Genomic DNA, 13,205 nt, shown 5'->3' with positions numbered 1-13,205 from the left:
TCAGAACTTCAGGTGCTGGCTGACGTCGCCGACCTGGTCGACGAACATGGTGCGGCTGTCGAAACACCACACGCCGTCCACCCGGTGAAAGGTGTCCTTGTAGTGCCCGGTCACGATGACCTGCAGCGGCAGGTCGGGGGTGGCCTGCGTGACGCAGTAGTAGGACGTGCTCGTCGCGGTGCCAACCGCCTCGTCGATGTGCAGCTGCACGTTGGTGGTGTTGTGCTTGGTCTTCGGGGTGCCGTCTTCGTAGATGCGCGTGGCCATGTCGTACATCTCGCGGACCCGGGCCGAGCCGGCGAACACGGTCTCCGGCGGGCCGTCCTCCACGCCGCAGATGCGGCCGTGCTCGAAAAGCCGGGCCACCCCGTCCAGGTCGCCGCCGTCGAGGAGCTGTGCATAGGTGTAGATGAGGTTGGTGATCTCGGTGGCGCTGTCACTCATGTCGAACCGCCTCGGGAAAGTCCGTCCGCTGTGCTTCCGCGACCAATGTTGGCAGAACCGGCCCAACTTACATAGAAGCGACGATTACTCTTAGTCGCCGTGACCTTACCGTGGACGCCGAGCCGGCTCGGCAACCTGACCGGCAAGCGCGTGATCGTGACCGGCGCGACCAACGGGGTGGGCCTGGGCACGGCCCGCGCGCTCGCCAAGGCCGGCGCGCACGTGATCCTCGCGGTGCGCAACACCGAACTCGGCGAGCGACGCGCAGCGGAGATTTCTGCGATGGGTGGCGCCACCACATCGGTAGTCAAGCTCGACCTGGCTGACCTGTCGTCGGTGCGGGCGTTCTGCGACCTGATCGACGGGCCGGTCGACATCCTGATCAACAACGCCGGCGCCCTGACCGACCGCCGCACCGACACGGTCGACGGATTCGAGATGACGCTGGGCACCAACCTGCTCGGACCGTTCGCCCTGACCAACCTGCTGCTGCCCACGGTGCGTGCGCAGATCATCAACGTCGGCTCCGACGCGCACCGGTCGGCGACGTTGCACCTCGACGACCTGCACCTGCGCCGGCACAAGTGGACGAGGCTGGGCGCCTACGCGCAGTCCAAGCTCGCGGTCATGCTGTGGGGCCTCGAGCTGGACCGCAGGCTGCGCGCGGCCGGCTCGCCGCTCATCACCCACCTCACGCACCCGGGGTGGGTGGCCTCGAACCTGTCGAACGTGGGCGACTCGCCCCTGATGTCGCTGGCCCACAAGGCGGTCAAGATGGTGGCCGACCGGCTGGCCAACGGCATCGACGAGGGCGCGGCGCCCACGCTCTACTGCATCAGCGAACCCGTGCCGCCGGGCAGCTACGTCGGGGTCAGCGGCAGGTTCGGGCTGCGCGGCGGGCCGGTGCTCATCGGCCGGACGCCGCTGGCGTGCGATTACGACGCCGCCGCCCAGCTGGTGGCCTTCGCTGAACGCGAGACCGGCACGAAACTGGAGGTCTGACCATGGGTGAATTCGACAACATGATCGCCGTCGTGACCGGCGCCGCGCGCGGCCAGGGCCGCAGCCACGCCGTCGCACTGGCCGAACAGGGCGCCGACATCATCGCCGTCGACATCTGCGCCGACCTCGAGGCGATTCCCTACGCCCTGGGCACCGAAGCCGAGCTCGCCGAAACCGTGCAGCTGGTCGGGTCCGCGGGACGCAAAGCGGTTTCGGTGATCGCCGACGTCCGCGACCTCGCGGGCCTGCAAGCCGGGGTGCAGGCGGGTATCGACGAACTCGGCGATGTCGACGTCGTCATCGCCAACGCCGGGGTGGTGGCGATCGGCGTCACCGAGCCCGAGTCCGAACCGGTGTTCGACACGATCGTCGACACCAACCTCAAGGGCGTGTGGCACACGCTGCTGGCGACGGTTCCCTCGATCGTGCGCAAGGGCAGGGGCGGCTCGGTCGTCCTGGTCAGTTCGTCGCAGGGCCTGACCGGCCGCGGCGGTGACGGCAGCGCCGCGATGTTCGCCTACGCCGCATCCAAGCACGGTGTCGTGGGTCTGATGCGCTCGGCAGCGAATGCCTATGCGCCGCACAAGATTCGAGTCAACTCGGTACACCCCAGCGGGGTCGCGACGCCGATGATTCTGAACGACTTCGTGGTGACGCGGATGACGGAGAATCCGAACCCGGCCGTCTCACAGATGCTGCTGCCCGGGGTGCCGTTGGTGGAGGCGCAGGACGTCACCGAGGCGGTGCTGTGGCTGGCCGGCGCGCGATCGCGCTACGTGACCGGCGTGTCGATACCGGTCGACGCCGGCCACGTCGTCATGTAGAGGGCGGGCCAACGATGTACGACCTCGACGAGACAATCCGGCAGCGGCGCTCGACGCGCATGTACCTGCCCACCCCGGTGCCGCGGCACCTGGTCGACGAATCGCTGGAGCTGGCCATGCGGGCGCCGTCGAACTCCAACGTCCAGCCGTGGCGCGTGGTGTTCGCCTCCGGAGCGGCGCGCGAGCGGCTGGTGGCGGCCATGCTGGCGAAGGCGGGGGCCGAATCGCCGAACGTGCCGCAGCTGCCCGAAGCGTTCGCTCACCTGCGGCGCCAACTGGGCGCGCAGGTGTACGGCTCGATGGGCATCGTGCGCAGCGATACCGAGGCCCGGCGCGTCGCGGTGCTGCGCAACTGGGAATTCTTCCGCGCCCCGCTGGGTGGCGTGGTGTCGATGCATCAGGACTTCGGCCTGGTTGACAGCCTGGGCGTCGGGATGTTCCTGCAGACGCTGCTACTGGCGTTGACCGCCCGCGGTCTGAGCACCTGCGTGCAGGTATCGATAGCAGGCTATCCCGACATCGTGCGGGAGCAACTCGGCATCCCATCCGAGATGACGTTGTTGTGTGGCCTTGCCGTCGGCTACCCCGACCCCGATTTTCCCGGCAACTCGCTGCGCGTCGGCCGCGAGAGCGTGGACAAGCACGTGGTGTTTTTGGACGACTGACGACGCCGAAAAGCCCGGGGCCGCTGACCGAGCCGCTACACCCGCGACGCGTCGCTAGCCGCGAACGACCTTGCCGGCCTTGATGCAGGACGTGCAGACGTTGAGGCGCTGCTTGTTGCCGCCCGGACGCGTGACGACGTGCACGGTCTGGACGTTGGGATCCCACCGGCGGCTGGTGCGGCGGTGGGAGTGCGACACCGACTTGCCGAAGCCGGGGCCTTTCCCGCAGATCTCGCACACAGCGGCCATTGTTCAAGCTCCTCAGTTCTCGGGGGTCCGGCTCGGGCGGTCTGAACGCGGCCGGGACAGCCCGGGTTCACCCGGGCCCCACTGAGGATACCGATTGTCATGGCAACCACCAAAACAGTCACCCTCTCTGTCGCCCCCTCTGGCTAGGCTCAATGGGCCGGTTCGGCCCGCCGGCGGGTGGTGGTCACCGGCGGCCGTGGCGCGTGTCGCCCGGCTACGCTGGCGCCCACCGGGTGCCGGGCACCGAAGACATCGACGAGGCACCGACGGGCGCAGAGGAGGTGGGTAACCCTGGCCACTTCGTGGACATCGCCGGACCGTCAATTAGACGCGATGACACTGCGGGATTGGGCGCACACGGCCGTCAGCGACCTGATCACCCACATCGACGAGATCAACCGGCTCAACGTCTTCCCCGTCGCCGACTCCGATACCGGCGCCAACATGCTGTTCACCATGCGTTCGGCGCTGGCGGAGCTGAACGCGCAGGGCGGCTCGGCCTGCGCCGCGCGGGCCGCTGCGGCGCTGTCGGCCGGCGCGCTGAACGGCGCCCGCGGCAACTCCGGGGTGATCTTGTCGCAGATCCTGCGCGGCGTCGCCGACGTCACCGCGACCGCCGCAACGGACGTCGGCGGCGACCTGTCCCACATCGAGGCCGCCGTGCTGGGCGCCGCGCTGCAGCGCGGCGTCGAACTGGTCATCACCTCGATGGGCGGCGAGGAAGTCCCGGGGACCATCGTCTCGGTGTTGCGGGCCGCCGCCACCGCCGTCCAGCAGTGCGCCCGGGCCGGGGACGGGCTCGCGCCCGCGATCATCGCCGCCGGTGACGCGGCGGTGGTCGCCCTGGAAAAGACCCCCGAGCAGCTCGCCGTGCTCGCCGACGCCGGAGCCGTGGACGCCGGCGGGCGGGGTCTGCTGGTCCTGTTGGACGCGTTGCGGACCACCATCACGGGGCAGGCGCCCGCCCGGACGGTCTACGAGCTCTCGCCGCGGGCGCAGCAACCCGAAGCCTCCGCGCCACGCCCCGCACCCCAATTCGAGGTGATGTACCGGCTGGACGGCTGCGAACCCGCGGCGGCGGACGCGCTGCGCGACCGGCTGGCGGACCTGGGCGATTCGGTGGGCATCGCCTCCGCGCCGTCGTCGGCCCGGCGCACCTACTCCGTGCACGTGCACACCGATGACGCCGGCGCCGCCGTCGAGGCAGGGTTGGCGGCCGGGCGGCTCAGCCGCATCGTCATCTCGGCCCTGAGCTCCGGCGCGCCCGGGTTGCCTGCGGGCGGCTGGACGCGGGAACGGGCGGTGCTGGCCGTCGTCGACGGCGGCGGCGCCGCCGACCTGTTCGCCGGGGAAGGCGCCTGCGTGCTGCAACGCGACCCCGCCGCGCACGATCCCGTAACCAACATCAGCGCGCACCAGCTGATGCGGGCCGTCGTCGACACCGGCGCCGCGCAGGTGATGCTGCTGCCCAACGGCTACGTGGCCGCCGAGGAGCTGGTTGCCGGATGCACCGCGGCCATCGGCTGGGGGATCGACGTGGTGCCGATTCCGACCGGGTCGATGGTGCAGGGGCTGGCCGCGCTGGCCGTGCACGAAATTGGCAGGCAGGCCGTCGACGACGGCTACACGATGGCCCGGGCCGCCGGCGCGGCGCGGCACGGATCGGTGCGCATCGCCACCGAGAGCGCGTTGACCTGGGCGGGTCGCTGCCACCCGGGGGACGGCCTGGGGATCGCGGGCGACGAGGTGCTGATCGTGGCCGCCGACGCGGTCGGGGCCGCGATCGGTCTGCTCGATCTGCTGCTGGCCTCCGGCGGCGACCTGGTCACGGTGCTGCTGGGCGTCGGCATCGATACGGACGGCGACGCCGGCGCGGTCGGCGACATCCTGGAAGAGCACATGCACGACCACCACCCCGGAACCGAACTGGTCACCTACCGCACCGGCCACCACGGTGACGCGCTGCTGATCGGGGTCGAATAGCGATGGTGTCGCTGAGCGACCGGCTGGACTACGCCGTTGGTGGCAAGGTGGTGGAGCTCCTCGACGAGGTGTTCGGCATCCGGACCGTCGACGACCTGTTGCGCCACTACCCCCGCAGCTACACCGAGGGCGCCAGCCGGTGGGACGCCGACGACGAACGGCCGCCGGCCGGTGAGCACATCACCATCATCGACACGATCGCCGACACCGAGACGTTTCCGATGAAGAAGACCCCGAAGAAGGTGTGCCACCGCATCACGCTCGGCTCCGGGCGCGCCAAGGTGACCGCCACATTCTTCAACGCGAACTACATCAAAAAGGACCTGACCAAGGGCGCCAAGGTGATGCTTTCGGGTGAGGTCGGGTTCTTCAGGAATGTCATGCAGCTCACCCATCCCGCGTTTCTCCTTCTCGACACGCCGGACGGGAAGAACCGTGGCACCGTGTCCCTCAAGAGCATCGCCAACGCCTCGCACGCCACCACCGGCGAAGATATCGCGGACGCGTACCAGCGCCACTTCTTCCCGATCTATGCCGCCAGCGCCAAGCTGCAGAGCTGGAACATCTTCGCCGCGGTGCGCCAGGTGCTCGACGTCCTCGACCCGGTGCCCGATCCGTTGCCCGAGGACCTGCGCGCGAAATTCGGCCTGGTCTCCGAAGATCAGGCGTTGCGCGACATCCACCTCGCCGAAAGCGAGTCTCGCCGCCAGCGGGCGCGCGAACGGCTGACCTTCGACGAGGCCGTCGGGCTGCAGTGGGCCCTGGTGGCCCGCCGGCACGGCGAGCTTTCGGAATCGGGGCCCCCGGCACCGCCGCGCACGGACGGTTTGGCCGCGGAACTGTTGGGGCGGTTGCCTTTCGAGCTGACGGCAGGGCAGCGTGACGTGCTCGGCGTGCTGTCCGGCGGGCTGGCGTCGAATCGCCCGTTGAACCGCCTGCTGCAGGGGGAGGTGGGCTCGGGTAAGACGATCGTGTCGGTGCTGGCGATGCTGCAGATGGTGGATGCCGGTTATCAGTGCGCACTGCTGGCGCCAACGGAAGTGCTTGCTGCGCAACATCTTCGGTCGATCCGCGATGTGCTCGGCCCGCTGGCGATGGCGGGCCAGCTGGGCGGCGCCGATCATGGCACCCGGCTCGCGCTGCTCAGCGGTTCCATGACCGCTGCGCAGAAGAAGCAGATCCGGGCCGAGATCGCCGGCGGTGAAGTCGGCATTGTCGTCGGCACCCACGCGCTACTACAGGACGCGGTGGAGTTCGACAATCTCGGCATGGTGGTCGTCGACGAGCAACACCGCTTCGGTGTCGAGCAGCGAGATCAATTGCGGGCCAAGGCCCGTCCCGGCGTAACCCCGCACCTGCTGGTGATGACGGCGACGCCGATTCCACGCACCGTCGCGCTCACCTTCTACGGGGACCTGGAAACCTCGACGCTGCGCGAACTTCCGCGCGGCCGCCAGCCGATCACCAGCAACGTCATCTTCGTCAAGGACAACCCCACGTGGCTCGGCCGCGCCTGGCAGCGCATCAGCGAAGAGGTCGCCGCCGGCCGGCAGGCCTACGTCGTGGCGCCCCGCATCGACGAGGACGACGATCCGGGCACCCAAGAGCAGAATGCCAAGGCCCCCGAGACCGCCGAAGGTCTTTACGCCCGACTGCGTTCCGGCGAGCTGGCGAACCTGCGGCTGGGGCTGATGCACGGGCGGCTGTCCGGCGACGAGAAGGACGCGGCGATGGCGGCCTTCCGCGCCGGCGAAATCGACGTGCTGGTGTGCACCACCGTCATCGAGGTGGGCGTCGATGTCCCCAACGCCACCGTGATGCTGGTGATGGACGCCGACCGGTTCGGCATCAGCCAGCTGCACCAGCTGCGCGGGCGGATCGGCCGTGGTGCGCATCCGAGCCTGTGCCTGTTCGCCAGCTGGGCCTCGCCGGACTCGTCAGCCGGACGGCGGCTGCGTGCGGTGGCCGGAACGCTGGACGGCTTCGCCCTCGCCGACCTCGATCTCAAGGAGCGACGCGAGGGAGATGTGTTGGGCCGCAACCAGTCCGGCCGGGCGATCACGCTGCGATTGCTGTCCCTGGCGGACCACCTGGAGTACATCGAGGCCGCCCGGGACTTCGCCGTCCAGGCCTACGCCGAGGACCGCTTCGATCCCGGGTTGGCCGTGCTGGCCGCACGATTCACCGGCACCGACCGCATCGAATACCTGGACAAATCGTGACCGCGAACCGCAAGGTGCTGTTGTGGCTGGCCGCGGCCGCGCTGGCCGCGGTGGTGGTGGCCTACCAGACGGTCGGGTCCTTGGCCAGCAGGCATTCCGCCGAATACGCTGCGCGCGCTGATGTTCCGACGGTGTTGCCCGGCGCCGACGTGCTCGCGGGCATTGCGGTCGTGCCGGTGCGGTTGCACCGCTACGACTACCTGCGGGCCGCGTTCGGCGACGCGTGGGATGACGACAACGACGCCCCGATGGGGCACAACGGGTGCGACACCCGCGACGACATCCTCGACCGCGATCTCGTCGGCAAAACGTATGTGTCGATCAAGCGGTGCCCGGACGCCGTGGCCACGGGCACGCTGCACGACCCGTACACCAACAAGACCATCGCCTTTCAGCGCGGTCCCAAGGTCGGCGAATCGGTCCAGATCGACCACATCGTCCCGCTCGCATACGCCTGGGACATGGGGGCCTACGGCTGGCCGGCGCCCGAGCGGCTGCGCTTCGCCAACGACCCGGCCAACCTGCTGGCCGTCGACGGGCCGGCCAACCAGGACAAGGGCGATTCGCCGCCGGCGCAGTGGATGCCGCCGAACGCGGCGTTCGCCTGCCAGTACGCGATGCAATTCCTCGCCGTGCTGCGCGGCTATTCGCTGACGGTGGATCAGGCGTCGACCGGCGTCCTGCGCCACGCCGCCGCGACCTGCCCCGCGGGATAAGGTCCGCTAGGAGCCCGAGTACGTGTCCGGGTCCGGGCGCAGCCGGGTGCCGTCGTTGAGCCCGTTGATCGCATCCATGTGCTCGGCGCCCAACTCGAAGTCGAACACGTCCATGTTGGTCGCGATGTGCTCGGCCTTGGCCGACCGGAACACGACCGCGTTGCCCAGCTGCAAATTCCACCGCAGCAGCACCTGCGACGCGGTCTTGCCGTATTCGGCGGCGACCGAATTCACCGCCGGGTTGTCGATCAACTTGCCCAGCGCCAGCGGCGTGTAGGACTGGGTGGCCACGTTGTGCTCGGCGTTGGTCTTGCGCAGCGCTTCCTGGTTGAGCAGCGGGTGCAGCTCGATCTGGTTGACCGCGGGTGTGACGAACGTGAGGTCGATGACCGTCGTCAGGTACTCCTCGGTGAAGTTGGAGACGCCGATCGAGCGGGCCTGACCTTCCGCGCGGGACTGGATCATGCCGCCGAAGGAGTTCACGTAGTTGCCCAGCGACGGGGCCGGCCAGTGGATCAGGTACAGGTCGACGTAATCCAGCCCGAGCCGCTCCAGGCTGGCGTTGCAGGCGTCCATCGCCGCCTTGAAACCCTGGTCGGGGGTGGCGAGCTTGGTGGTGACGAACAGCTCGGCGCGTGGAATCCCGGAGGCGGCGATGGCCCGCCCGACGGCGGCTTCATTGCCGTAGGCCGCGGCGGTGTCAATCAGCCGGCAGCCGACTTCCAGCGCCGCCGACACCGCGCGTTCGGTCTCGTCGTCCGACAATTCCGCGACGCCCAGGCCCAGGGCCGGCATCGTGTTTTCGTCGTTGAGAGCAATTGAGGGTGCGGCGGAGCCCGACTCGCCAGTCAATTCATTCACCTGCCTGTGAAATTAAAGGTTCGAGATTGTGCACTGAGCCGGGTTCCGTCATCGGGCGAGGAAATCAACGGCGTTCGGCGCCGAGTTCGAGGCGCTGAGTTCGAAATCGAACACGTCGAAGTTGCTCGCAATCCATAACGGCTCACCGGCTTGGGGACCACGATATTACCGAGGGAGCAAATGCAACCTAGTCAACACCTGGGCAGGTGTCCATCCGTGCCCCTCGGTACCGAGTGCGCCACCACGTACAGTGAGTCGCGCGGCACACCGGACTCGGCGGCCGCTCGGCCGGTCTTCCGCTCGATGCGGCGGGTGGAATAAGCGTCGTCGTCGAGGGGTATCACGTTTGTTGCTAAGGGGGTTGTCCGTGACCAAGCCTCTGTCTGCCGCGCCAGGCGTCCACACCGAAGCGCTGCGCGCGTCTGTGCCCCTGGCCAGTCGCATCCAGGGCGCCGTCACCAGCGTCGGGGTCAAGGTCATCCCGTGGATCCCGACCGCGGTGCGACGAGGGCTGGTCCGCGGCCGTTCCGTCATCATCGACGGCAACACCCTTGACCCGACCCTGCAGCTGATGCTGTCGGGCCTGCGCGCCGTCGGCATCGACGGGCTGGTCGTCGACGACGACCCCGAGGTGTCCCGCGCCCAGATGCACGAGTCGACCGTGGGGTTCCCCGGTCCGCAGATCCATGTCGACGTCACCGAGTTGTCGCTGCCCGGCCCGGCCGGTGACATTCCGGCGCGGCATTACCGTCCGGCCGACGGCGCGGCCGCGCCCCTGCTGGTCTTCTACCACGGCGGCGGCTGGTCGATCGGCGACCTGGACACCCATGACACGCTGTGCAGGCTGACCTGCCGTGATGCCGGCGTGCACGTGTTGTCGATCGACTACCGGCTGGCTCCCGAGCACCCGGCGCCGGCCGCGATCGAGGACGCGTACGCGGCGTTCACATGGGCATACGAGCACGCCGGCGAGTTGGGCGCCGCGCCCGGGCGGGTCGCGGTCGGCGGCGACAGCGCCGGCGGCAACCTCGCCGCGGTCGTCAGCCAACTGGCACGCGACGAGGGCGGCCCCGCGCCGGTGCTGCAGTGGCTGCTTTATCCGCGGACCGACTTCACCGCGCAGACTCGGTCGCTGAGCCTTTTCTCGCGCGGCTTCCTGCTGACCAAGCGCGACATCGACTGGTTCGAATCCCAGTACCTGCGGCGTTCGGATCTGGACCGGACGGATCCGCGCGTGTCGCCGGCGCTGGCCGAATCGCTGGCCGGACTGGCCCCCGCGCTGATCGCGGTCGCGGGCTTCGACCCGTTGCGCGACGAAGGCGAGAGCTACGCCGAGGCGCTGCGGGCCGCCGGGACCGCGGTCGACCTGCGCTACCTGGGCTCGCTGACCCACGGCTTCGCCAATCTGTTCCAGCTCGGCGGCGACAGCATGGTCGCGACCACCGAGTTGATCTCGGCCCTGCGCGCGCACCTGAGTCGGGTCTGAATTGTTGAGCGGCCGGCGCCGGTAATCTAGAGGCGCCTTGTCCGATCGCGTTGTCGGCAGACCGACAATTCGAGTACCGAAAGATCAGAGAACCTGTGGCCGACACTCCCAAACGCCCCCCACGATTCGACATGAAGTCGGCCTCCGGCGGTAAATCCGGCCGGCTCGTCCAGATCGGCGGCACCGCGTTCGTCGTGATCTTCGCGGTCGTCCTCGTCTTCTACATCGTGACGTCGAACCACAAGAAACCCGCCACCACCGGCGCGGGCGACACGGTGCGGGTGACGTCGAGCAAGCTTGTCACCCAGCCCGGCAGCAACGACCCCAAGGCCGTGGTGACGTTCTACGAGGACTTCCTGTGCCCGGCCTGCGGTAACTTCGAGCGCACCTTCGGGCCGACGGTGTCTCGGCTCATCGACGTCGGGGCCATCGCGGCCGATTACTCCATGGTGTCGATCCTGGACAGCTCGCGGAACCAGAACTATTCGTCGCGCGCGGCGGCCGCGGCACGCTGCGTCGCCGACGAATCCCTCGACGCGTTCCGCCGCTTCCACACCGCGTTGTTCAGCACCGACATTCAGCCCAGCGAAACCGGCAAGAGCTTCCCGGACAACGCGCGACTGATCGAGCTTGCGCGTGAGGCCGGCGTGGTGGGCAAGGTGCCGGACTGCATCAACAGCGGCAAGTACCTTGACAAGGTCACCGGCGAAGCGGCGGCCGCGCACATCAACGCCACGCCGACGGTCAAGATCAACGGCGAGGACTACGACCCGTCGACACCCGAGGCGCTGGTCAGCAAGATCAAAGAGATCGTGGGCAACATTCCCGGCCTCGACGGCGCGGTCGCGCCGGCCGCCATGTGACCGGTGCGGTGTCGACAGAATCCGCCGATCCCAGCGGCGATCTGACGCGCGCCCGGGTGCCGGCGCTCAGCGCCTGGTGGCTGCTGATCGCCGGGGCGATCGGCTTGGTTGCGTCGATGACGCTGACGGTCGAGAAGATCGACATCCTGCTCAACCCGGCCTACGTCCCGTCCTGCAACATCAACCCGATCCTGTCGTGCGGCTCGGTGATGATCACGCCGCAGGCGTCGCTGCTGGGATTTCCCAATCCGTTGCTCGGTCTGGTGGCCTTCACCGTGGTGGTCGTCACCGGGCTGCTGGCGCTGGCGAAAGTGGCTCTGCCCCAATGGTATTGGCTGGGTCTGACGGTCGGGATGCTGGTCGGCGCGGTGTTCGTGCACTGGTTGATCTTCCAGAGCCTGTATCGCATCGGCGCGTTGTGCCCGTACTGCATGGTGGTGTGGGCGGTCACCATGTCGCTGCTGGTGGTGGTCGCCTCGATCGCGTACCGCCCGGCGTTGCAGGCCCGCCCCTTCGGCCTGGCGTGGGTGCTGTACCAATGGCGGTGGTCGATCGCCGCGCTGTGGTTCACCGCGGTGTTCCTCCTGTGCTTGGCGCGGTTCTGGGACTATTGGTCGACGCTGCTGTAAGTATCTGGACGTGACCCGGATCATCGGCGGTGTGGCGGGGGGCCGGCGCATCGCGGTCCCGCCGCGAGGCACCCGGCCCACCACCGACCGGGTCCGCGAGTCGCTGTTCAACATCCTGACCGCGCGCCGCGAGTTGAGCGGCCTTGCGGTGCTGGACCTGTACGCGGGCTCGGGCGCCCTGGGACTCGAGGCGCTCTCCCGCGGGGCCGCCACCGCGCTCTTCGTGGAGTCCGACCCGCGCAGCGCGTCCGTCATCGCGCGCAACATCGACACCCTGGGGCTGGCAGGGGCAACGCTGCGCCGCGGGGCGGTGGCCGCCGTCCTGGCGGCCGGGGTCGCGGCCGCCGAGGTCGAAGCCGTGCTGGCCGCGTTGACCGCGCATGGCTGGGTGCGCGAGGACGCCGTCGCGGTGGTCGAGCGCGCGGCCGGCGGCGCACCGCTCACCTGGCCGGCCGGCTGGTCCGTGTGGCCGCAACGTGTATACGGCGACACCCGTTTGGAGCTCGCCGAGCGGCTGTGAGTCGGCGTGTACCGTCATTCGTCATGGCGCCGCTCCTCCGCATCGCTTGTTCTGCATCGTCGACGGCGCGCGTCATGGCGCCGCTCCTCCGCATCGCTTGCTCTGCATCGTCACCGGCGCGCGCGTCATGAGCGGCGCCGTATGTCCGGGCTCGTTTGACCCCGTGACGTTGGGCCACATCGACGTCTTCGAGCGCGCGTCGGCCCAGTTCGACGAGGTGGTGGTGGCGATCCTGAGCAATCCCGCCAAGAAGGGCATGTTCGACCTCGATGAGCGGATCGCGATGATCAACGAATCGACGACGCACCTGCCCAATCTGCGGGTGGAGGCCGGGCAAGGCCTGGTCGTCGACTTCGTCCGGTCGCGGGGGATGACCGCCATCGTCAAGGGGCTGCGCACCGGCGCCGACTTCGAATACGAGCTGCACATGGCGCAGATGAACAAACACGTCGCCGGGGTCGACACCTTTTTCGTCGCGACCGCGCCGCGGTATTCGTTCGTGTCCTCGTCGTTGGCCAAAGAGGTCGCGTTGCTCGGTGGTGACGTCTCGGAGCTGCTGCCCGAACCGGTCAACCGCCGGTTGCGCGAAAAGCGTTCCGGGCGGTCCTGAGCGCCGCCGCTCGATGCGTAAAGCGCTCGTCTGCAATGGATTTGGTCCACCGGTTGGGGTATACGTACGCGGCAACGCAGCGGCTACGGATTCCAAGAGCGACGGGTTTGGTCGAATGGCCGGCCGGCGGC

At 68.8% G+C, this 13,205-nt stretch carries 14 protein-coding genes; 11 read left to right on the top strand and 3 right to left on the bottom strand.

All coding sequences use genetic code 11. The features are described from left to right. A complete protein-coding gene (locus A5775_RS17125; RefSeq protein ID WP_067254917.1) occupies window positions 1–444 on the bottom strand; it encodes a nuclear transport factor 2 family protein in 444 nt (147 codons plus the stop codon). A gap of 99 nt (window positions 445–543) precedes the next feature. Between A5775_RS17125 and A5775_RS17120 the strand changes: the two genes are divergently transcribed. Genes A5775_RS17120 through A5775_RS17110 form a run of 3 tightly spaced genes read left to right on the top strand, consistent with a single transcriptional unit; the run spans window position 544 to window position 2,935 of the window. Continuing rightward, window positions 544–1,446: an SDR family NAD(P)-dependent oxidoreductase gene (locus tag A5775_RS17120; protein ID WP_067254913.1), complete on the top strand. Its 903-nt coding sequence runs from the start codon at window positions 544–546 to the stop codon at window positions 1,444–1,446. Window positions 1,447–1,448: 2 nt separating this feature from the next. After that, window positions 1,449–2,270: a mycofactocin-coupled SDR family oxidoreductase gene (locus tag A5775_RS17115; protein WP_067254909.1), complete on the top strand. Its 822-nt coding sequence runs from the start codon at window positions 1,449–1,451 to the stop codon at window positions 2,268–2,270. 14 nt (window positions 2,271–2,284) lie between these two features. Then, window positions 2,285–2,935 carry a nitroreductase gene (locus A5775_RS17110; protein ID WP_067254907.1) on the top strand — a complete coding sequence of 217 codons (651 nt, stop codon included), beginning with the start codon at window positions 2,285–2,287 and terminating at the stop codon, window positions 2,933–2,935. Window positions 2,936–2,989: 54 nt separating this feature from the next. On the opposite strand, the gene rpmB is transcribed toward A5775_RS17110, so the two are convergent. Beyond that, window positions 2,990–3,184 carry a 50S ribosomal protein L28 gene (gene rpmB / locus A5775_RS17105; RefSeq protein ID WP_007775450.1) on the bottom strand — a complete coding sequence of 65 codons (195 nt, stop codon included), beginning with the start codon at window positions 3,182–3,184 and terminating at the stop codon, window positions 2,990–2,992. Window positions 3,185–3,517: 333 nt separating this feature from the next. On the opposite strand from rpmB, the gene A5775_RS17100 reads away from it, so the two are divergent. From A5775_RS17100 to A5775_RS17090, 3 genes are read left to right on the top strand one after another with little or no spacing between them, the layout of a single operon-like run. Further along, window positions 3,518–5,167, top strand: coding sequence for a DAK2 domain-containing protein (locus tag A5775_RS17100; protein WP_067254904.1), 1,650 nt, complete (start codon window positions 3,518–3,520; stop codon window positions 5,165–5,167). A gap of 2 nt (window positions 5,168–5,169) precedes the next feature. Then, window positions 5,170–7,389, top strand: a complete 2,220-nt coding sequence (gene recG / locus A5775_RS17095; RefSeq protein WP_067254901.1) for an ATP-dependent DNA helicase RecG — start codon at window positions 5,170–5,172, stop codon at window positions 7,387–7,389. Continuing rightward, on the top strand, window positions 7,386–8,105 hold the full coding sequence (locus A5775_RS17090; RefSeq protein ID WP_067254898.1) for an HNH endonuclease family protein: 720 nt from the start codon (window positions 7,386–7,388) through the stop codon (window positions 8,103–8,105). Before recG ends, A5775_RS17090 begins: the two co-directional genes overlap by 4 nt. A gap of 6 nt (window positions 8,106–8,111) precedes the next feature. Here the strand turns inward: A5775_RS17090 and A5775_RS17085 are convergent, their stop codons facing one another. Beyond that, window positions 8,112–8,957, bottom strand: coding sequence for an aldo/keto reductase (locus A5775_RS17085; RefSeq protein ID WP_197512668.1), 846 nt, complete (start codon window positions 8,955–8,957; stop codon window positions 8,112–8,114). A gap of 376 nt (window positions 8,958–9,333) precedes the next feature. Between A5775_RS17085 and A5775_RS17080 the strand changes: the two genes are divergently transcribed. The 5 genes from A5775_RS17080 (at window position 9,334) to coaD (ending at window position 13,074) form a co-directional block, all read left to right on the top strand. Then, window positions 9,334–10,452 carry an alpha/beta hydrolase gene (locus A5775_RS17080; protein ID WP_067254895.1) on the top strand — a complete coding sequence of 373 codons (1,119 nt, stop codon included), beginning with the start codon at window positions 9,334–9,336 and terminating at the stop codon, window positions 10,450–10,452. Between the two features lie 95 nt (window positions 10,453–10,547). Continuing rightward, window positions 10,548–11,315 carry a DsbA family protein gene (locus tag A5775_RS17075; RefSeq protein WP_067254892.1) on the top strand — a complete coding sequence of 256 codons (768 nt, stop codon included), beginning with the start codon at window positions 10,548–10,550 and terminating at the stop codon, window positions 11,313–11,315. After that, window positions 11,312–11,944, top strand: a complete 633-nt coding sequence (locus A5775_RS17070) for a vitamin K epoxide reductase family protein (RefSeq protein ID WP_067254888.1) — start codon at window positions 11,312–11,314, stop codon at window positions 11,942–11,944. Before A5775_RS17075 ends, A5775_RS17070 begins: the two co-directional genes overlap by 4 nt. 10 nt (window positions 11,945–11,954) lie before the next feature. Next, complete coding sequence (gene rsmD / locus A5775_RS17065; protein WP_067254885.1) at window positions 11,955–12,464, top strand: 16S rRNA (guanine(966)-N(2))-methyltransferase RsmD; 510 nt, start codon at window positions 11,955–11,957, stop codon at window positions 12,462–12,464. A 127-nt stretch (window positions 12,465–12,591) separates the two neighbouring features. Further along, a complete protein-coding gene (coaD, locus tag A5775_RS17060; protein WP_067255041.1) occupies window positions 12,592–13,074 on the top strand; it encodes a pantetheine-phosphate adenylyltransferase in 483 nt (160 codons plus the stop codon). Window positions 13,075–13,205: the final 131 nt, after the last annotated feature.

This window comes from Mycobacterium sp. 852002-10029_SCH5224772, from assembly GCF_001667315.1.
Lineage (GTDB): Bacteria > Actinomycetota > Actinomycetes > Mycobacteriales > Mycobacteriaceae > Mycobacterium.
This window is presented reverse-complemented; position numbering and strand designations above follow the sequence as displayed.

Coding starts and splice junctions, on each gene's coding strand:
- A5775_RS17100 (WP_067254904.1), top strand. CDS start 3,518: ATGACACTGCGGGATTGGGCGCACACGGCCGTCAGCGACCTGATCACC.
- coaD (WP_067255041.1), top strand. CDS start 12,592: ATGAGCGGCGCCGTATGTCCGGGCTCGTTTGACCCCGTGACGTTGGGC.
- A5775_RS17125 (WP_067254917.1), bottom strand. CDS start 444: ATGAGTGACAGCGCCACCGAGATCACCAACCTCATCTACACCTATGCA.
- rpmB (WP_007775450.1), bottom strand. CDS start 3,184: ATGGCCGCTGTGTGCGAGATCTGCGGGAAAGGCCCCGGCTTCGGCAAG.
- A5775_RS17110 (WP_067254907.1), top strand. CDS start 2,285: ATGTACGACCTCGACGAGACAATCCGGCAGCGGCGCTCGACGCGCATG.
- A5775_RS17115 (WP_067254909.1), top strand. CDS start 1,449: ATGGGTGAATTCGACAACATGATCGCCGTCGTGACCGGCGCCGCGCGC.
- recG (WP_067254901.1), top strand. CDS start 5,170: ATGGTGTCGCTGAGCGACCGGCTGGACTACGCCGTTGGTGGCAAGGTG.